The 19,777-nt window shown below is 33.1% G+C and carries 14 protein-coding genes; 9 read left to right on the top strand and 5 right to left on the bottom strand.

Going from position 1 to position 19,777, the window contains the following annotated elements; translation table 11 throughout:
- Nucleotides 1–90 precede the first annotated feature (90 nt).
- The 9 genes from KHA90_RS05245 to KHA90_RS05205 all read left to right on the top strand — a co-directional run bounded on the left by KHA90_RS05245 (nucleotide 91) and on the right by KHA90_RS05205 (nucleotide 10,324).
- Nucleotides 91–1,551 carry a lipopolysaccharide biosynthesis protein gene (locus tag KHA90_RS05245; protein ID WP_213296116.1) on the top strand — a complete coding sequence of 487 codons (1,461 nt, stop codon included), beginning with the start codon at nucleotides 91–93 and terminating at the stop codon, nucleotides 1,549–1,551.
- A gap of 29 nt (nucleotides 1,552–1,580) precedes the next feature.
- On the top strand, nucleotides 1,581–2,015 hold the full coding sequence (gene dut, locus KHA90_RS05240; protein WP_213296114.1) for a dUTP diphosphatase: 435 nt from the start codon (nucleotides 1,581–1,583) through the stop codon (nucleotides 2,013–2,015).
- 326 nt (nucleotides 2,016–2,341) lie between these two features.
- Entirely contained in the window at nucleotides 2,342–3,358 is a 1,017-nt protein-coding gene (locus KHA90_RS05235; RefSeq protein ID WP_213296112.1) for a sugar phosphate nucleotidyltransferase, read from the top strand.
- 217 nt (nucleotides 3,359–3,575) lie between these two features.
- Nucleotides 3,576–4,928, top strand: coding sequence for a tetratricopeptide repeat protein (locus KHA90_RS05230; RefSeq protein WP_213296110.1), 1,353 nt, complete (start codon nucleotides 3,576–3,578; stop codon nucleotides 4,926–4,928).
- 14 nt (nucleotides 4,929–4,942) lie between these two features.
- A complete protein-coding gene (locus tag KHA90_RS05225; protein ID WP_213296109.1) occupies nucleotides 4,943–5,725 on the top strand; it encodes a DUF4292 domain-containing protein in 783 nt (260 codons plus the stop codon).
- Between the two features lie 23 nt (nucleotides 5,726–5,748).
- Nucleotides 5,749–7,029 (top strand): murein hydrolase activator EnvC family protein, encoded by a 1,281-nt coding sequence (locus KHA90_RS05220; RefSeq protein ID WP_213296108.1) that lies wholly within the window; start codon nucleotides 5,749–5,751, stop codon nucleotides 7,027–7,029.
- Nucleotides 7,030–7,132: 103 nt separating this feature from the next.
- On the top strand, nucleotides 7,133–7,525 hold the full coding sequence (gene rbfA, locus KHA90_RS05215) for a 30S ribosome-binding factor RbfA (RefSeq protein WP_213296106.1): 393 nt from the start codon (nucleotides 7,133–7,135) through the stop codon (nucleotides 7,523–7,525).
- 1 nt (nucleotide 7,526) lies between these two features.
- Nucleotides 7,527–8,726: an ABC transporter permease gene (locus tag KHA90_RS05210; RefSeq protein ID WP_213296104.1), complete on the top strand. Its 1,200-nt coding sequence runs from the start codon at nucleotides 7,527–7,529 to the stop codon at nucleotides 8,724–8,726.
- Between the two features lie 173 nt (nucleotides 8,727–8,899).
- Nucleotides 8,900–10,324 carry an MATE family efflux transporter gene (locus KHA90_RS05205; RefSeq protein WP_213296102.1) on the top strand — a complete coding sequence of 475 codons (1,425 nt, stop codon included), beginning with the start codon at nucleotides 8,900–8,902 and terminating at the stop codon, nucleotides 10,322–10,324.
- 94 nt (nucleotides 10,325–10,418) lie between these two features.
- Here the strand turns inward: KHA90_RS05205 and dusB are convergent, their stop codons facing one another.
- The 5 genes from dusB to KHA90_RS05180 form a co-directional block, all read right to left on the bottom strand.
- The gene (gene dusB / locus KHA90_RS05200) at nucleotides 10,419–11,411 is read right to left on the bottom strand and encodes a tRNA dihydrouridine synthase DusB (protein WP_154783501.1); all 993 of its coding nucleotides are present in this window, start codon (nucleotides 11,409–11,411) and stop codon (nucleotides 10,419–10,421) included.
- Between the two features lie 148 nt (nucleotides 11,412–11,559).
- A complete protein-coding gene (locus tag KHA90_RS05195; protein WP_213296100.1) occupies nucleotides 11,560–12,849 on the bottom strand; it encodes a phenylacetate--CoA ligase family protein in 1,290 nt (429 codons plus the stop codon).
- Nucleotides 12,846–14,513, bottom strand: coding sequence for a C45 family autoproteolytic acyltransferase/hydolase (locus KHA90_RS05190; RefSeq protein WP_213296097.1), 1,668 nt, complete (start codon nucleotides 14,511–14,513; stop codon nucleotides 12,846–12,848). Before KHA90_RS05190 ends, KHA90_RS05195 begins: the two co-directional genes overlap by 4 nt.
- 7 nt (nucleotides 14,514–14,520) lie before the next feature.
- The gene (locus KHA90_RS05185; protein WP_213296095.1) at nucleotides 14,521–16,038 is read right to left on the bottom strand and encodes a phytoene desaturase family protein; all 1,518 of its coding nucleotides are present in this window, start codon (nucleotides 16,036–16,038) and stop codon (nucleotides 14,521–14,523) included.
- 1 nt (nucleotide 16,039) lies between these two features.
- On the bottom strand, nucleotides 16,040–19,720 hold the full coding sequence (locus tag KHA90_RS05180) for a 1-acyl-sn-glycerol-3-phosphate acyltransferase (RefSeq protein WP_213296094.1): 3,681 nt from the start codon (nucleotides 19,718–19,720) through the stop codon (nucleotides 16,040–16,042).
- Between the last annotated feature and the right edge of the window lie 57 nt (nucleotides 19,721–19,777).

Below are 19,777 nucleotides of genomic sequence, written 5' to 3'. Positions count from 1 at the left end.
AAAGCCAAGTTTTTTTATTGAACCAGCAAAATCAATAATAAACCAAAGAATTGGTTATTTTTGTTCCATAAACTTTATTACACATATATTTTGGGATTATATAAAAATCTGTTCAAACAAACTGCTATTTACGGATTAGCAACGGTTTTGCCGAGAATGCTAAGTTTTTTATTGGTAAGATTATATACGGGTATATTACCAACTGCAGAATATGGCGAGGTTTCGATAGTTTTATCATGGATGGTTTTCTTTAATGTGGTACTTTCATACGGAATGGAAACGGCATTTTTTAGATTTTACAGTGCCGAGGAAGACAAGAAAAACGTAATTGCAACTTCGACAATATCGATATTTTGGTCGTCAATTGTTTTCTTATTTGTCGCTTTGATTTTTAGAAACACACTCGCAAATCTTGCAGATGTTGATGTACAATATATAACATATACGGTTTGGATTTTAGTTCTTGATGCTTTGGTTTTAATACCATTTTCTAAATTAAGAGCCAATCAAAGACCGATGGTTTATGCAGCAATTAAAATTGGAAATGTGGTAATTAATTTATTACTGAACATATTCTTCTTAATTTATTTGCCAAAGCTTGCGGCTTCAAATCCTAATTCAGTTTGGGATAATTTATATGTAGAGAATTTTCAAATTGCCTATATTTTCATCGCAAATTTATTGGCAAGCTTAGCCACTTTTATAGTGCTTTCGCCAAATTATCTTTCACTTGGGAAAAAATTCGATCCTGTACTTTGGAAAAAAATGATGAAATATGGTTTGCCAATTTTGGTAGCCGGACTTGCATTCGCGGTTAACGAACATTTCGATAAAATTCTATTAGGATACCTATTACCTGAAAATCTTGCAAAGTCAGAAGTTGGAGCCTATTCTGCTTGTTATAAGTTAGGATTGTTTATGGTTTTATTCGCAACAGCTTTTAGATTAGGCATAGAACCTTTCTTTTTCAGCCACGCTAAAAGCGCAAACGCACCACAAACTTATGCCGTAATCACAAAATATTTCGTTATTCTGGGGTCTTTAATATTATTAGGAGTAATTGTTTTTGCCGATGTTTTAAAATATCTTCTGCTGGACAATAAAGCCTATTGGGAAGCGATGAAAGTAGTTCCGTTAATTATTTTGGCGAATTTCTTTTTAGGAATTTACAACAACTTATCAGTTTGGTATAAATTGACTGATAAAACAAAAATTGGCGCTTATATTTCAATTGTTGGAGCTATTGTAACATTGGTTTTAAATTATTTTTTAATTCCAAAATACAGTTACTACGGTTCAGCGATTGCCACTATTTCGGCTTACGGAAGTATGATGTTAATATCATATGTTTTAGGAAATAAATATTATCCAATACCTTATGATATGAACAAAATTGGAGCTTATTTAGGAATCTCAATTGCATTTTCGGCTATTTCTTTTTACGGATTTAGAGAAAATTATTTCGTAGGAGTTCCGTTATTATTAGCCTTCATGTATTTTGTTTATCACAACGAAAAAGAAACAATCAAAGGAATTATGAATAGAAAGTAGTGATACTTTTTAATCTTTTTAAATAAAAAATGAAAATACAAATAATCAACAAATCACAGCACGCTTTACCAAACTACGAAACAATTGCTTCGGCAGGAATGGATTTACGTGCCAATTTAACTGAATCTATTACGTTAAAACCATTAGAAAGAACCATTGTAAAAACGGGACTTTTTATAGAATTACCAATTGGTTACGAAGCTCAAGTTCGACCAAGAAGCGGCTTAGCAGCAAAAAGAGGAGTAACGGTTTTAAATTCTCCGGGAACAGTTGATGCCGATTATAGAGGAGAAATAGGCGTAATTTTAGTAAATTTATCAAATGAAGAATTTGTAATCGAAAACGGAGAACGAATTGCACAATTAATTATTGCCAAACACGAAAGAGCAGAATGGATGGAAGTTGCAGAACTTTCTGAAACCTCAAGAGGCGAAGGCGGATTTGGAAGTACAGGAGTGAAGTAAGTTTTTAGTCGCAGTTGCAGTAAACAGTTTTCAGTCGCAGTTTTCAGTTTCTGAACTTTGTGACCTGGGCGGTTGAATAGTTTTCAGTGGCAGTCACAGTAAATCATCAGTTCGCAGTCGCAGTAAGCAGTTTTCAGTTTCTGAACTTGCGAACTTAAAAAATGAAATGCATAAACTTAGTGAACTTTGCGAAAAACCTTTGTGAACTTTGCGGTAAAATAGTTTTCAGTTGCAGTAAACAGTTTTCAGTTTCTGAGCTTTGCGGTAAAAATTAGAACCAAACTAAGAGGATTTTTTTTAATCTTCAAATAAAATAAAAAAACAAAATGAAAATAATCGTTCCAATGGCAGGTCGAGGATCAAGACTTAGACCACATACATTAACAGTTCCTAAACCATTAATTCCAGTTGCAGGAAAATCTATCGTACATCGTTTAGTCGAAGACATTGCTAAAATATTAAAACAACCTATTGAAGAAGTTGCTTTTATTTTAGGAGACGAAGCGTTTTTTGGAGAAGATCTTGTTACAAGTCTGGAAGAATTGGCAGGAAGTTTAGGGGCAAAAGCTTCAATCTACCGTCAGGATTTACCTTTAGGAACAGGTCACGCAATTATGTGTGCAAAAGATTCTTTATCAGGTCCGGCAGTAATTGCTTACGCAGATACCTTAATCAGAGCAGATTTTGAATTAGATCCTGCTGCAGATGCTGTAATTTGGGTAAAACAAGTAGAACAGCCAGAAGCTTTTGGAGTTGTAAAATTAAATTCAAATAATGAAATTATAGAATTGGTTGAAAAACCAAAAGAATTTGTAAGCGATTTAGCCGTTATCGGAATCTACTATTTCAAGGAAGTTGAAGATTTGAAAAAAGAACTTCAAGGCGTTTTGGATAACAATATTCAAAATGGAGGAGAATATCAAATCAATGACGGAATCAAAGCGATGATGGTGAACGGTAAAGTTTTTAAAACCGGGAGCGTTGACGAATGGATGGATTGCGGAAACAAAGATGTAACCGTTGAAACAAATTCGAGAATGTTAGGATTTTTGCACAATGACGGAGAACATTTAGTAGATTATGATGTTACGTTAGACAACTCAACTATCATTCCGCCATGTTATATTGGTGAAAATGTAGTATTGAAAAACGCAACAGTTGGACCAAATGTCTCTTTAGGAAAAGGTTGCCATGTAATTGACAGTTCGATTAAAAATAGTTTAGTGCAAACCTATTCTCAAATAAAAAATGCTAACTTAGACAATGCAATGATAGGAAATCACGTTGTTTATGATGGTAAATTCACCAGTATCAGCATTGGGGATTATTCTGTTTTAGAATAATATAAGTTTAAAGAGTTAAGGCTTGGATAACAAGTACAAAACAAACACGAATTCCACGAATTGACACTAATTTAGTTTGTGAAATTAATTTCAAAAACTAAATTAACCCATTAAAATTTGTGTAAATTAGTGAAATTCGTGTTGAAATTTATAGTATTTTGTATTCCGGATCCAGGTTTAAAGAGATCCGTTTTTGTTTGATAATTAAATTTAATAGATGATACAAAAAGGAGTTATAGTACTTTTATTTTTCGTTTTGCTTAGCAATCCAATTTCGGTAATGGCTCAAACAGAACCGGAAGATATCGCTATGGCAACAGATGAATATCAGGACTCTTTTTATGAATCATTAAAACAAAAAGGAATTGAGAATTATGATAAAGCCATTGTATCATTAGAAAAATGCATAAAGCTAAAACCAAATGATGCGGTCGCTTATTTTGAATTAGGAAAAAATTATCTTTCTTTAAAACAATATCAAAGCGCACAGGATTCTTTTGAAAAAGCAACTCAGTTAGATCCAAAAAACAAATGGTATTGGTTAGGAATTTATGATGTAAGTTTTCAAACCAAAAATTATCCTTTAGCAATTGAAACAATTCAGAAAATTATTGTTTTTGACGAAGAATATAAAGATGATTTGATTTCGTTGTACATGATTACCAATCAATTTGACAAAGCGCTTTTGGCGATCAATGAAATGAATGATAAGTTCGGAAAATCAGAAGATCGTGATCGTTACAAACTGCAGATTTTATCTCAGGGAAAATATCAGAATGCAGAAATTACAAATCTGATAGATCAGATAAAACAGCATCCAAAAGAAGAATCGAATTATGTAAATCTGATTTTTTTATATTCTAAATCTGATGAAACAGATAAAGCTTTAGATGTTGCGAAACAATTGGCAAAGGAAATTCCAACTTCAGAATGGGGACAAGTAAGTATGTTCAAAGTATACTTAGATTCAAATCAAGCTGATAAAGCAATTAAATCGATGAATGTAATTTTGTCGAGTTCAAAAATTGATTCAAAAATAAAACACAGAACCTTAAATGAGTTCTTGATTTATGTGAATAAAAATCCGCAATACGCTCCGGATTTAGAAAAAGCAATCGCCTATTTTGATAATGATAAAGATGTAGATGTTGCAAAAGAAATTGGTAAATTTTATCACAGTAAAGGTCAGTTTGAGAATGCGATTAAATATTATGAGAAAGATTTAAAAGCAAATTCAGATACAGATCGCGAAACAAATTTGTTGTTGCTTGAAGCTTATACACAAGCAAAACAATTTGAGCCAATGACAAAAAGAGCCATGAATATGATTGAAGTTTATCCAAGTCAGCCACAATTTTATTATTATGCAGGATTAGGAAACAATCAATTAAAACAATTTAAAAATGCAAAAACCTTTTTAGAAATGGGACTTGATTATGTAGTTGATGATAAAACGCTCGAAGCAAATTTTAATATACAATTAGGAGAATCTTATAATGGTTTAGGAGACGCAAAGAAAAAAGAGGAATACTTTTTGAAGGCAAATGAATTATTAAAGAAAAAAAAATAAAAGACTAAATGCAGATGAGAAGATATATAGCACTAATAGTAGTAACGGTTTTTGTGGTTTCGTGTAAATCAAAAGCTGTTGCAGTACAAAATAATGCAGGAAATACTGAAGTTGCTGCAAAAGAAGATAAAAAAGCAATAGAAAAACATTACGATAATAAATTAGATTTTTCGACTTTATACATAAAAGCCGCAGCAAAATATGTTGACGAAAAACAAAGTCAGAATGTTACTGCCGAAATTAAAATCGAGAAAGATAAACAAATTTTAGTAAGTGTTCGTTTCTTAGGAATTACAATGGCAAAAGCATTGATAACGCCAACAACAGTAAGTTATTACGAAAAAATAAACAGTACATATTACGAAGGTGATTTTACAAGTTTAAGTAAATGGCTTGGAACAGAATTAGATTACAGCAAAGTTCAGAACTTATTAGTTGGAGAAGCGCTGGATGATTTAAGAAAAGGAAAATATACACAAACAATTGTAGAAAATCTTTTTCGTTTAGAAGATGCAAAAGATGCAAAGCTGAAAAAATCCTTTTACTTAGATGCGGATAAATATTTGTTACAAAAAGAAGAGATTTCACAACCATCTGAAAACAGAATGTTAGAAATTTCATATGCTGACACCAAAGTTTTTAATCAGGGAATATTGCCAACAAGTATTGAAATAAATGCAACTCAGCCAAAGGGGAAAACCAATATTAATTTGAATTACAACACTATTTCATTTAATGAAGAACTTTCTTTCCCTTATAGTGTGCCAAGTGGTTATAAAAAAGTTATAATTAACTAAATTTGCAAAAAGAAAATATAAACATGCCAAAATTTCTCCTAAGCCTAATTTTTATATGTGCCAGTACATTTATGTGGGCGCAAGATTCGCAACAAGAAAAACTTGAACAGCGAAAAGCTCAGATTCAGCAGGAAATTAGAGACAACGAAAAAATGTTGCAGTCTGTGAAGAAGAAAGAAAAATCAGCAGTAAACGTATTTTTAATTCAGGCGAATAAAATCAAACTGAAAGAGAAACTGATTAATACTACGGCAAAACAAGAAAAACTTTTAAGCAATGATATGTATATTAACCAAGTGAAGGTTAATAAACTAAAAAAAGAATTGGCAGTACTTAAAGCAGATTATGCAAAAATGATTTTAAAATCATACAAAAGTAGATCAGAGCAAAGCAGAGCCATGTTTATTTTATCTTCAGAAAGCTTTTTACAAGCCTACAAAAGAGCACAATATTTAAAACAATATACCAATTTTAGAAAAAATCAAGGTTTAGAAATTCAATCTAAAACAGCAGAATTAGTAGATTATAATGCAAGATTAGATGGGCAGAGAAGCGTTAAGAAAAAAATTATTGCCGAAAATCAAAAAGAAAAACAAAGCTTAGAAGTTGAAAAGCAAGAACAGCAAAAGATTGTTAATTCTCTTAAAAAAGATAAAAATAAAATTATTGCAGATACAAAATCTAAACAGCAGGAATCGAGAAGAATCGATTCTAAAATTAAGGATCTTATCCGTGAACAAATTAGATTAGCGAATCAAAGAGCTGAAGAAGAAAGACGTAAAAGAATCGCCGAAGGTAAAGCCAGCGAAGCAGATAAAGCAGAGGCGGCAGCACCTAAAAGTTATTCATCAGATAGAATTACATTAACCCCGGAAGGTAAAATTTTAGCAGCCGATTTTAAAGCAAACAGAGGAAAACTGCCTTGGCCCGTAGAAAAAGGATTTATATCGCTTGGCTACGGAGATCAGCCACATCCACTATATCCAACGCTGACTGTTCATAATTCCGGAGTAGAGATTACTACAGAACAAGGAGCAAGTGCGCGTGCCGTATTTGAAGGAGTAGTATCAAAAGTTATCGCGTTGTCACCAGTAAACAGAGCTGTTTTTATTCAACACGGAGATTACTTTACAGTATATCAAAACCTAAGTCAGGTATCTGTTGACCAGGGTGATAAAGTAAAAGTGAAACAAGTTATTGGAAAAGTAAGAACAAGCGGAGACACAGGAAAAACAATTATTAAGTTTTTGATTCTTCAAAACACAAGTAATAACAATCCGGAAGGATGGTTACAAAACAGATAAATTTGCAAAACCGGTAATAAAAAGGGAGCTAATTAGCTCCCTTTTTTGTGATTAATCATATTGAAATTGTATGGTTTGAATTTTAAAATAGTATTTTTGCACAATGGAAACAAATAGACAGAAAAAAATAGGCGGTGTCATCCAAAAAGATTTGGTTGATATTTTGCAAGGTGAAGTGAGAAAAAACGGAATTAATAATTTGGTAATTTCCGTATCCAAAGTTAGTGTTACTTCAGATTTATCTGTGGCAACAGTTTATTTGAGCATTTTTCCTCAGGAGAAAGCCAAAGAAACTTTAGAAGGCATAAAATCAAACAGTACTTTAATCAAACACGATTTATCACAACGTGTACGTTTACAATTGCGTCGCGTACCAAATTTGGTGTTTTTTATCGATGACTCATTAGATTATATCGAAAAAATTGATAACGCTTTATCAAACAGAGAAAACCCAATTGAAAACCGTGATCTTTTAGATAAAAGAAGAAAATCATAAATTGAATTTCCCACTTTACATAGCCAAACGTTATATTTTTAGCAGAAGTAAAAACAATGCTATCAATATTATTAATCGCATTGCCAGCATGGGAATTATTGTTGGCACAATGGCTTTGTTTGTGGTTTTATCCGTTTTTAGCGGATTGAAGGTTTTTAGTCTTTCGTTCACAAACGAAATTGATCCCGATTTAAAAATCACAAGTACCTATGGAAAATCATTTTTAATTTCGCCGGAACAACAAAATGAAATTAAAAAAATTGAAGGCGTAGCTTCATACACCAAAATTATCGAAGAGCGTGTTTTGTTTTTATTTAAAGACAAACAGCAAGTTACTTACTTAAAAGGAGTTGACACAAATTATCCTGTAGTTAACAATATCAAGAAAAAACTTTTTAACGGAGATTGGTTAAAACCAGATACCTATCAGGTTGTAATTGGTTACGGAATTGCTCAGGATTTTTCGATGGGAATTCTTGATTTTGAAAATCCATTACAAATATTTGCACCTAAACCAGGAAAAGGAGCAATTGAAAATCCCGACGAAGCTTTTAATAAAACAGAAGTTTTACCAGTAGGAATTTATTCGATCAGTGAAGATTTAGATTCAAAATACGTGTTTGCAGATTTGGGTTTAGCACAGGAATTATTAATGTACAAACCCAATCAAATTTCAGGAATCGAATTTAAACTGAATGAAAATGCCAATGAAAATGCAGTTAGTTCCCAGCTAAAAACAATTTTCAAAAACAAAATTACATTAAAAAACAGAGCACAACTTAACGAGTCTTTATATAAAATGCTCAATACCGAAAATATAGTGGTTTACCTGATTTTTACTTTAGTAATAATTGTGGCACTTTTTAATTTAGTTGGAGCATTAATTATGATGATTTTAGAAAAGAAAGGAAACTTAAAAACCCTTTTTAATCTTGGAACAGAAATCAATAGTTTGCGAAAAATATTCCTGTTGCAAGGAACATTGTTAAGTGTTTTTGGAGGCATAATTGGGCTTATATTAGGTATTGTTTTAGTCGTAATTCAGCAGCATTTTAACTTGATTATGCTTACGCCAACATTAGCTTATCCGGTAGTTTTCAATCTTGAAAACGTACTTATAGTTATGGGAACCATTGTAACACTTGGTTTTGTAGCTTCTCTAATTGCCAGCAGCAGAGTAAGCAAAAAGTTATTAGATTAATATTTCTCCCTAAAAAATATTACTTATATTTATGCTCTTAAAAAACTAAAGAGTATGATTGTTTCTGCCTAATCCTATTTTATTTTCTTTGAATAATTAGGATACTTACGTTTATTTCTCTTCAGTTCAGATGATTTTATCTGAGCCAATTTCATCATTTATCCTAACACATCATGACAGAAACAATACAGAAAAGTTTATTTTCTAAAATTTATACCACTTTAAAACAAGCAATCAAAGGAGATGAATCTTTTGATTATACCGCAGGAAGCATCAAAAAAGCAGTTATTCTATTAGCCATTCCAATGGTTTTAGAAATGATGATGGAATCCGTTTTTGCTTTAGTTGATTTATATTTCGTCGGACATTTAGAACATAGCAGCTTTGCCATTCAAACAGTTGGTTTGACAGAATCTGTACTTACTATAATATATTCTGTAGCAATTGGGATGAGTATGGCAGCAACCGCAGTTGTTGCACGACGAATAGGTGAAAAAGATCCTGTTGTTGCAGCAAAAGCAGGAATGCAAGCTATTATAGTAGCGTTTTTAATAATCAGCGTAATCAGTATACTGGGAGTTATTTATGCTAAAGAAATTCTGATTTTGATGGGTGCATCTTTAGAAGCTGCGGAACATGGTTACATCTTTACGCAAATTATGATAGGCTCAAGCCTGGTTATCATGCTTTTATTTTTGATTAACGGAATATTTCGTGGAGCCGGAAATGCAGCAATTGCAATGAAAAGTCTTTGGTTAGCCAATATTTGTAATATCATCCTATGTCCAATATTCATTAATGGCTTCGGGCCAATTCCTGCTTTCGGATTAACAGGTGCAGCCATTGCCACAACTTTAGGAAGAAGCACTGGAGTGTTATACCAATTGTACCATTTGTTTTTTGGAAATGGAGTCTTGAAAATTAAAATTTCTTATTTCATTCCAGATTTCAAACAGATAAAAGCATTGGTTAAAATAGCTGCTCCGGGAGTTTTACAATTCGTAATTGCATCTTGTAGTTGGATTTTTCTGGCACAACTAGTTGCTACAACGGGAGGAGATCATGGATCAGCAGGATATCAGACTGCACTTAGAATTATGATGTTTTTTATTCTTCCGGCCTGGGGATTAAGTAATGCAGCAGCAACTTTAGTTGGACAAAATTTAGGCGCAAAACAAATCGATCGCGCCGAAAAATCAGTTTACACAACGGCCAGATACAATGTGATTTTTATGGCGACAATAATGTTGATTACATTATGTTTAGGAAAATATATTGTATCCTTTTTTACCAATGATGAATTAGTAAAAACAATTGCGGTTGAAGCGTTACAAATTATGAGCGTAGGATTTATCTTTTACGGAATAGGAATGGTTTTAATAAACACATTCAACGGAGCAGGAGATACCTGGACGCCAACAGGAATTAATTTCTTTGGTTTTTGGTTGTTCCAAATTCCGTTAGCATATGTTTTGGCGAAACATTTTAATATGGGGCCAAAAGGTGTTTTTATAGCAATTCCAGTAGCAGAAACAGCTATAACACTGGCAAGTATTTTCTTCTATAAGAGAGGTAAGTGGAAACGTATTCAAGTATAATCCATTATAAAAAAGACCTTCAGAAACTGAAGGTCTTTTTGCATTTAAATCTTTGTCAAAATTTAAAATTTTGACAAAGATTATCTATAATTTTTTAAACAAATTCATACCCAGCATAAACCTGTTCTATCTCTTTCATAATAGCAAACAAATTTTCAGGCTCATCAGTCGTAACCAGTTTTTGTTTGTATTCTTTAAACGAATGAATTCCTTTAAAATAATTGGTATAATGACGACGCATTTCAACAATTCCAAGGCGTTCACCTTTCCATTCCATCGACCACATAAGATGGTTTCTGGCGGCTTCTACACGATCAGTAACTGTTGGAGCAGGTAAGTGCTCACCGGTTTTAAAATAATGCTTGATTTCATTAAAAATCCACGGATAACCAATTGCGGCACGACCAATCATGATCCCGTCGATACCATATTCGTTTTTATATTTTAATGCTTTTTCAGGGCTGTCGATATCACCATTTCCAAAAATAGGCATGGTAATTCTTGGGTTATTTTTTACACGGGCAATATGCGACCAATCGGCGTGGCCTTTATACATTTGTGCGCGGGTTCTGGCGTGAATCGTCAAAGCCTGAACACCAATATCCTGAAGCCTTTCAGCAACTTCATCAATATTAATAGAGCTTTCATCCCAGCCTAAACGTGTTTTTACTGTTACAGGTAAATCTGTACTTCTGATCACTGCTTTTGTCAAACGCACCATCAAATCTACATCTTTTAGAACTCCTGCTCCTGCACCTTTACAAACTACTTTTTTTACCGGACAACCAAAGTTAATATCCACTAAATCAGGTTTTACTGTAGAAACAATTTTAGACGAAAGCGCCATTGCTTCTTCATCTCCACCAAAAATCTGAATTCCAACCGGACGTTCGTAATCAAAAATATCCAGCTTCATTCTACTTTTTATAGCATCACGAATCAATCCTTCTGATGAAATAAATTCAGAATACATCATGTCAGCGCCATGCGTTTTGCATAACCTGCGAAACGGCGGATCACTAACATCTTCCATCGGTGCGAGTAATAAAGGAAATTCGGGTAATTCTATGTTGCCAATCTTGACCATCTTCAATATTTTGTGCAAAATTACAACTTTTCCTCGAATTGACGTGATATGAGGTTCAAAGGTTCAGAGTAACAAAGGTTCAAAGGTTTTTATCAGGCTATTTAAAAACCTTTGTCCCTCTGAACCTTTGCAACTTTGTCCCTTTTTTCTAAACTCTGTAGTCGAAAAAGCGAATTGGTTTTCGACTCATCGGGTTAAAAACTAAAGGATTCAAAGTTTCTTTTGAGGCGAATTCAATCTTTGGCGTAACTCTTAGTTTAGCTCTGAAGTGATCTTTTATTTCCTGTAAAAATTCAGAAGATTGATTTTTTACGGCGATTTTTATCACGATTTCATCCGTTCCTAAATCGTTTGTGGAGATTTCGATAATATGATTTTCTATATTGTCAAAACCACTCAAAACGTCATTCATCGCGGGCGGATAAAGTGTTGTGCCTTTGTATTTAATCATTTGTTTTTTACGCCCAACAACCGGACCAACACGCAACGTATTTCTTCCGCAAGCGCAAGGACTGTTGTGTAGCTGAACGATATCTCCGGTTTTAAAACGTAATAAAGGCATCGCTTCAATCCCTAAAGTGGTAAAAGTAAGTTCGCCAATTTCTCCGTCTTTTACAGGAATATTATTTTCGTTAAGTACTTCAACAATAATCAATTCAGGATGGTGATGACCGCCAACGCCATGTTCACATTCGGTAAAAGCAGTGCTCATTTCTGTAGAAGCATAAGTCGAAAACAACTTAATATTCCACTTTTCAGTGATTTTATTGGACAAAATATTCATCGAAAAATCCTGATTTCTTAAAGATTCTCCAATGCAAATTGCGCCTTTTATGCTTGAATTATTATATTCGATTCCGTGCGCTTCGGCATATTCAATTAACTTCAATAAAAACGAAGGAACAGTAATTAAATACGAAGGTTTGTATTTTAAAATAGAATCCCATTGCAATTCCGGAATTCCGGCACCAACACGAATTACACCAACTTTTAGTTTTCGCAATCCAAGAAAATAAGCCAAACCAGCCATGAATTTTCTGTCGATTGTTGTCATTAATTGTACAACATCGCCCTCTGTAATTCCGGCGCAGGCAAATGAAATAGCTTCATTATAAGCCAATCGGTCAAGGTCAGAATCGGTTAAACCAAAAGTGACAGGATCGCCAAGAGTTCCCGAAGTCGAAGCATAATCAATGATTTTATTTTGGGAAACACATAAAAAATCATCGTTGTATTCTTGTAAATCTTCTTTTGTAGTTACCGGTAAATGCTGTAAATCTTCAAGAGTTTTAATCTTCGAAATATCAATATTTTGTTCCGCAAAAAGTCGTTTGTAAAAAGGAGAATTCTGGCTTATGTATTGTAAAAGTTCCGCTAATTTCTGCTCTTGAAAATTTTTAATTTGTTCTAAAGAATCTTTTTCTATTAATGGAATCATTGTAATTTTCTTTTGATTTTTTTTAAATACTTTTCAATAGCTGTTTTATCAGGAACAGTCGTAATTTCTTTGGTTAATGCTTTCTCAAAATTAGTCTGAGAAAGGCGGTATTCTTTTTTTTGATAAAAGTACAACCCTGCTTTGTAATACACAACCCAATAATCAGGGTTTAAGGATTGATATTGTTGGATAAATTCAGGATTAATTGTTTCTTTATTTTTGAGATACAAATCTATTTTATCATCTTCGGTTCTAAACTTCTGATAGTTTTTATATTGGCTAGTTTCCAAAAAAGGATCTTTAGCAATATTTAAATTTTCCCTTTGAAAAGAAGTAATTATTTTGTCCTTTCTTTCTTTAAAAACAGAGTCTAAATTATAACAAACAAACTCTCCTAATTGGTAAGGATTTGCCGAAACCCAAACCAGTTTTTCTTTCGGTTTAAAAATAACACCGTGATGCGCCATCAATTGATTCAATGCTTTTTCGTTGCCATAACCCAGAGAAATGCTTTTTAAACCGTCTTTATTTCTTAAAATATCCGAGGCAATTTCAGGATTGATTTTAGGATTCCCGGCAAAAAGTTCCTGCATTCTTTCAAAGCGATATTCAGAATGACTATTGGCAATTTGCGATTGATTTCGTTTTTCGTTTTTTAAATCTTCTCCCTGAAAATGGTTGGAACAAAATAATTGATTACTATTTGGAATTTCGTAAACGTCCATTTTTTTAGGTGAAACCTCTATAAGAATTGCCTTATTGTCATTTGCGCTTCCTACCATAATAGATTCTGAAACAAACACTTCACTTTTTTTTGCAATGGCAATTGCTTCCTCAATATTTTTAGCATGTTGTAAAATTTCACGCGTCAAAATCGAAATAGGTGTTTTTGCAATCAGCGGAATTTTAGACTTCGACGCATTAATCGTAACGGTCAAACCTTCGATATTCATTCCCGAAACGGCACCAATCATTCCGGGCCAGGTAACCATCATAAATTGATGACCATCTTTCGGATTTATAAACGCCACGATTTTATTTTCCGCGAAAGCGTCACTAACATAAAAGTCAAAATTACGCCCCAAAATTAAATTTCCATCTTCAGATTTTTCTCCCCAAGCCGCAAAAGAGGAGCAGCCTACCAAAGCCAAATCCTGCAAAGCATGACCAATATCGTGTGCGGCATGCAAATACAAACTGCGCTGATATTGCGGTGCAATGTTGTCAAAATCATGAGTTGTATATTGCGAAACGCCAAAAATCTCCGTTTGATATTCGTCAGGAACATTCGTATATAATTTTCGATTGTACCATTTTAGAAAATTCCGAAGCAGTTTCTGTTGAAATTTTGACGGGACAATATCCTTTATTTTAGAGAAAAATATATGTTCTTGTTTTTTTAAAAGAGAATCAGATAAAGCACCCGTATTAAGACCAATTTCCAGAGGATCACCTTCAACATAAAGTTCCCAAATGCCTTGTCTGTTTTTTGAAAAAGAATTTTTTCCTGAAGTAAAAACACTATCAGATTGTTTTATCACAACGGGTTTTGCTGCATTATAATGAGAAACGTCAGGCTGATGGCGCATTGATTTTGATGTTCCGCAAGATGCCAACATCAATAAAAAACCAACGAAAAAAAATAAATTAATCTGGCTTTTCATACCTCGTTCATTCAGATGCCTCATTAATTTTAGTCACTAGATATTCTTTTCCAAGAATTTCTGAGCAAGTTACAACCGCTCCAATTGTTACGCCTAAAACTCCGTGCATATTAATACTTTGGCCCGTAAGATATAAATTATCCAGCTTGGTTTTTGACGGAATCAAAGTTTTCATCGGATTATTCGAATCTTTAACATATCCGTACATATTTCCGTTATCTCCGCCAATATAATCGCGATAGGAGAGTGGAGTCGAAGTATGAAACGATTGAATACAATCTTTTATACCCGGAAATTTTATCTCGATTTCCTCTAAAAATTTAGCTGCTTTTCTAGATTTGAATTCCTCATAGCTTTCTCCGCGATCATTTTCTTCAACGGTTGTATTAAAAGTATCCATCCACGGAGCGACATCATCATATTTCATGTACGTGATAAAAGTCATGCCTTCTGCCCAAATTTCCTGCTTTTTCGAGGCATTCATAGAAGCCATAAAAGCTTTTGGCCATGAATTTTCGTTATAGTCATGAGCGGTCCAGACTTCAGAACTTTTCTTGAAATGATAATGATTGTGATTGATATATTTAAAAGTTTCCGGTTTAAAAACGATATACAAACTAAAAGCCGAAATTACACCTTCAAGACTTTGAACCCGACTGTAAAATGATTTTCTAAAATTTTCTTCGCCAGCGAGTTTCAGCGTAGTTTTTGGTTCAATATTCGAAATAAAAAAAGAACCTGAAACCTGAGTTCCGTCTTTCATATGTACTGAAGTTACTTTTTTATCTTCGACATTAAATTTGGTAACTTCTTTGTATTTGTAAAATTCGCCGCCGTATTTTTTAAGCTGTTTTAAAAGCTGCTTCGTGATCTGACTTCCGCCATTAATACAACGCCAGGAACTTTGAATGTATGAATTTACAGAAAGCGCATGAACGTAAAAAGGCGATTTGTCAGCAATGCCGGCGTATAAAAAATTAGAACCGGATAAAACGGCTTTTAATTTTTCATTTTGTGTACATTCTTCAATCGTTTCTTTGGCATTAAGACTCAAAATTTCATTATCATATTTGCCGTCCCATTCTAAATTATAAAGTGGAAAACATTCACAAATTGCTTTAATTTTTTTGCAATAGTCTTCGATATTTGCTTTTTCGTCAGGGAAAAAACGGACTAATTGATTGGCAAAATTATCATAACCCTGCGCATGAGGATATTCGTTTTCATCATCTTCAAAAGAGATAACGTCGAAACCATTTTCATCTAATTTTTTAAGATTAAGATCATCCATAATTCCCAAATACTTAAAATATTTGTATAAGTTTTGACCTTCACCTAAACCTCCGATGTAATGAATTCCGGTATCAAAAATGGTTTTATCGCGTACAAAAGTTTGTAGATTTCCGCCGTATTGATTGTTTTTTTCAAGCACACAAACGCTATAACCTTCTTTCGCCAGAATAATTGCCGAGACTAATCCGCCTAAACCGCTGCCTACAATTACTACATCGTATTGCTCTTTCATCCTAAATTTTCTTTAATACGATTATAGAATTTTCTTCTGAAACAGATTCAAAACCAAAGTCAATTACTGTGTTTTTTAAACCTGTACTATTGATTAAAATAACACAAGAAGTGGTAGCAATTACTTTCTCAAGGTCATCCTTATAATTTTCATCAGAAATTAAAATTGCTTCATATTCATTTTCTAAAACCAATTCGATATTATCAAGATAAGAGATTTTTCTCTTTTTAAGGAAATAATTCGTTTTAGAAACTTCCAGTTTTTCCTGATCAGAATTGTATGAAAGCACTTTTCGTTGCGGTTCCTGCAAAGTCAGTAAAACGTCCAATTGTCCGTAATCATTTGATAAATGCAATATTTTGGCTTTCGCCGAAAGGTGTTTATTCAACTGATAATACGTTTCTAAATTGTTTTTTAAATCGCTTTTTACACTATTAATAATTTCAATTTCTTTGTAATCAAAACTATGAATAATCATTTTTTTGAAATAATCCGGACCTTCTAATTCCTGACGAACTTTATGAAATTCGGCTTTAAAAAACGTACTTAATTGTTTCGTTCTTTCGACATAATTTTTCCCATAAGAAAGATTATCAGGAGCAATTCTTTCTAAAATAGAAAGGGTAACAAAACTATGATGAATCACAAAATCACCTTTTGGGATCGCTTCCGATGCACCGTGAATTAAAACCGGGACAATATCCAGATTAAATTCTTCGGCAAGATAAAAAGCACCTTTATGAAAACGCTTGATCTGATTACTTTCAGAACGTGTTCCTTCCGGAAAAATCATTAACGAATATCCTTCGTTTACTTTTTGTCGCAAATGTTCAACTCCAACTTCAATTCCTTCAGAAACTGGATAAAACCCTGCTTTTCTAACCGTTCCGCCAAAAATAGGAGAGTTGTAAACCCAGTCATTTACCAGAAATATAATTTTTGGACTCAACATTCCCATTGCCAGAATGTCAATAAACGAAGAATGATTGGCAATAATTATCGCTGGTTTTTCGAAGGTTTCATTAAAGTTGTTAATGACTTTTTTATGCAAAAACGGATTCGAATACAATACGGAATTCATGAATCTTGAAATGCAATAACGGAATGCTTTCATTTTCGTTTTTTCCTTTATCGGAAGAATTGGCATAATTGTCATACTAAAAATCGACATCAAAATTCCGCCAAGTCCGTAATAGGTAAATGAAATTACACCGTGAATAAAAGTTCGCAATACAAAAGGCGGATTTCCTTTTTTCGAACGATTTGATATGAATAATTTAAACAGAATTGGATAAAATATAAACGTAATTATCAACGCTGCAAAAACCCCAATTAATGAAACCGAAGAAATAGATCGCAACGCCGGATGACGTGCAAATATCATTGCGCCAATTCCTAAAATCGTGGTGATTACAGCTAAAATTATTGAAGTTCTATAAATCGCAATTTCGTTTTTTCCGGTTGTATATTCTTTTTGAAGCGCGCTCGTCATGAAAATACTAAAATCGACACCATGACCAAAAATCAGCGTACAAACAATCATGCTGAAAATGTTCATTTGAATACCAAAGATTCCCATAATTCCTGCCGTTACAATTCCCGTTAAAGCAATTGGGATACAACTTACAATGACCAATTCCAGTCTTCTGAAAAAGAAAAATAAAATCAGAATCACGGCAACAAATGAATAATTGACAAGCGAATTAAAATCGGTTTTTAAAGTACTAAAAAACGTTTCATTCATTTGCTGACGGTCAATTGCAATCAGATTATTTTTGGCTGAAGCCAATTTTACAAAAGCGTCACGTTGTTCCGATGTAACTTTTACTAAAGTAGAGATTGTAAAAAATCCATTCTTTTCCGTCACAAATTCTTTCAATTGTAAAGCCTGAATTTTTAAATATTCCTGTGCTGAAATAGGTTTGAAATCAAAATTTAAATGATCGAAAAAAGCATTATACGTTGTAGGTTTGAAACCGAGTTTTGAACCTTCGGCAATTAACTGCGATTCTAAAAGTTGCTTTTTATTAGAATCCCAAAACGAATTCCATTTGTCGATTTTTTGTTTTTGTTCCTTCTGCGAAAGCATAATTCCTCCAACGGAACTGAAATTTAATATTTTATTCGTTTGTTTTTCCTTCGATAAATCAGCAAAAAGCTGAGAGTTATTTTGCAAAACTTCCTCCATACTTTTCCCGTACGAAGCCACATAAATGGTTTTGGATGTTAAACTGGTACTTTCTTCCAAATCTTTTTCTGCTGCTTGGATCTCTTTTGGAACAAAATTCAATTGCGATAAATCATTATTGAACCCAACATTATTATAAGTGAAACAGCAAATGATGGTAATTAAAACACAAAAACCAATCAGATATTTATTGTTGTGAAACGAGAAATGAGCCAGTTTGTCAATTACATTTTTCTTGTGATCAAAATTATTTTCTTTCGGTTTATACAAATGCGGAACGATCAAAAGCGAGAAAAATGCCGAAGCCATTACAATTACGGCAGCAAAAATTCCTAAGTCGTTCAGCGCATCTGATTTTACAAAAAGCAAACATAAAAATGCAACCGCCGTTGTTGAGCTGCTCATAATGACGGGCATTGTAATGTCTTTGTACAACGTTTTTACATCGCTATTATGTTTGTAGTGCGTGAGAATATGTATGGAATAATCAATCGTGATCCCTAATAAAATGGAACCAATTCCGAGAGAAATCGCTGAAATTTGCTCCTTCACAAAATATAAAAAGGCTACGGCAAACAAAGCTCCAAATACTGTGGGAAGAAAAATGATTAACGGAATCCATACTTTTCGATAAAACAAAATCAAAATCAACATTAGCGTAATCATCGCAATTGTTGTCGTTAAGATAATATCACTTTTGATTTGATTTGCATTTGCAACCGCAATCAAAGCCGAACCAAAATAACTAATAGAAGTTTTGCTTTTGAATTTTTGATTTAGATTATCCTGAATCGATTTTAGTTTATTGGCAAAAATCGTGTTTTTTTCTGTTTCGCTTGATGGAATATTTGAGGTGATAAAAAGCAATAATTTCTTTTTGTCCTTTGTCATTACAAAACCATTATCAAGCGTAAAATCGTCACCAATATTCAGTTGCTGTAATTTTTTTAAGGCGATAAATGAAATCCCAAGCGGATCCTGCAGTATAAAATCTTTGGTAATAAATCCGGAAGGAGAAATAATCGATTTGTAATTTCCCTGAACCGTCGCTGCAATACTATCTTTTTGGAGTTTGTTTTCAATGGCAGCATAATCTTTATTCTCTAAAAAAAGCGGTAGATTATTGTAAACAAAATCAATAGTTTCCTGAATGTTTTCTTCGTCAATTTTTCCCTGAATTCCGGTGATATAAGGTTTGCAGGATTTGGCAACGCTGTCTGAAAAAATAGTTGCCATTTCTTTCAAATCTTCGTCAGTTCCGTTTTTATCGAGTTTGAAAATAACGGTGATTTTATCAGCAAAGTTGAGTTGTTTCAAAACTTTTGCAGTAACGTCAGATTTATCGTTTGTTGGGATAAGCTTGGTAATATCTTCTTCAAATTTTATTTGAGAAGCGAAAAAACCAAAAATAAAAAGCATTAAAACAGCCAAAACAACCGATAAAGTTTTTCGTCGGTTAACAAATAAGTGAATGGCGTAGAAGTATTGATGCATAATTATTTATTGTTGTTTTGTGCTATAGTTTTTTTTCGCCACGAATTTCACTAATTA

Source organism: Flavobacterium psychroterrae (assembly GCF_018380615.1).
In the GTDB taxonomy this organism is placed as follows: Bacteria; Bacteroidota; Bacteroidia; order Flavobacteriales; family Flavobacteriaceae; genus Flavobacterium; species Flavobacterium psychroterrae.
Note: the sequence above shows the minus strand (reverse complement) of the source record. Positions and strands in the feature narration are given on the sequence as shown.

Excerpts from the sequence above, each read along its gene's own strand:
- dut (WP_213296114.1), top strand. The coding sequence starts at position 1,581 with ATGAAAATACAAATAATCAACAAATCACAGCACGCTTTACCAAACTAC.
- KHA90_RS05220 (WP_213296108.1), top strand. The coding sequence starts at position 5,749 with ATGCCAAAATTTCTCCTAAGCCTAATTTTTATATGTGCCAGTACATTT.
- KHA90_RS05185 (WP_213296095.1), bottom strand. The coding sequence starts at position 16,038 with ATGAAAGAGCAATACGATGTAGTAATTGTAGGCAGCGGTTTAGGCGGA.
- KHA90_RS05180 (WP_213296094.1), bottom strand. The coding sequence starts at position 19,720 with ATGCATCAATACTTCTACGCCATTCACTTATTTGTTAACCGACGAAAA.
- dusB (WP_154783501.1), bottom strand. The coding sequence starts at position 11,411 with ATGGTCAAGATTGGCAACATAGAATTACCCGAATTTCCTTTATTACTC.
- KHA90_RS05230 (WP_213296110.1), top strand. The coding sequence starts at position 3,576 with ATGATACAAAAAGGAGTTATAGTACTTTTATTTTTCGTTTTGCTTAGC.
- KHA90_RS05195 (WP_213296100.1), bottom strand. The coding sequence starts at position 12,849 with ATGATTCCATTAATAGAAAAAGATTCTTTAGAACAAATTAAAAATTTT.
- KHA90_RS05205 (WP_213296102.1), top strand. The coding sequence starts at position 8,900 with ATGACAGAAACAATACAGAAAAGTTTATTTTCTAAAATTTATACCACT.
- KHA90_RS05225 (WP_213296109.1), top strand. The coding sequence starts at position 4,943 with ATGAGAAGATATATAGCACTAATAGTAGTAACGGTTTTTGTGGTTTCG.
- rbfA (WP_213296106.1), top strand. The coding sequence starts at position 7,133 with ATGGAAACAAATAGACAGAAAAAAATAGGCGGTGTCATCCAAAAAGAT.
- KHA90_RS05190 (WP_213296097.1), bottom strand. The coding sequence starts at position 14,513 with ATGAAAAGCCAGATTAATTTATTTTTTTTCGTTGGTTTTTTATTGATG.
- KHA90_RS05235 (WP_213296112.1), top strand. The coding sequence starts at position 2,342 with ATGAAAATAATCGTTCCAATGGCAGGTCGAGGATCAAGACTTAGACCA.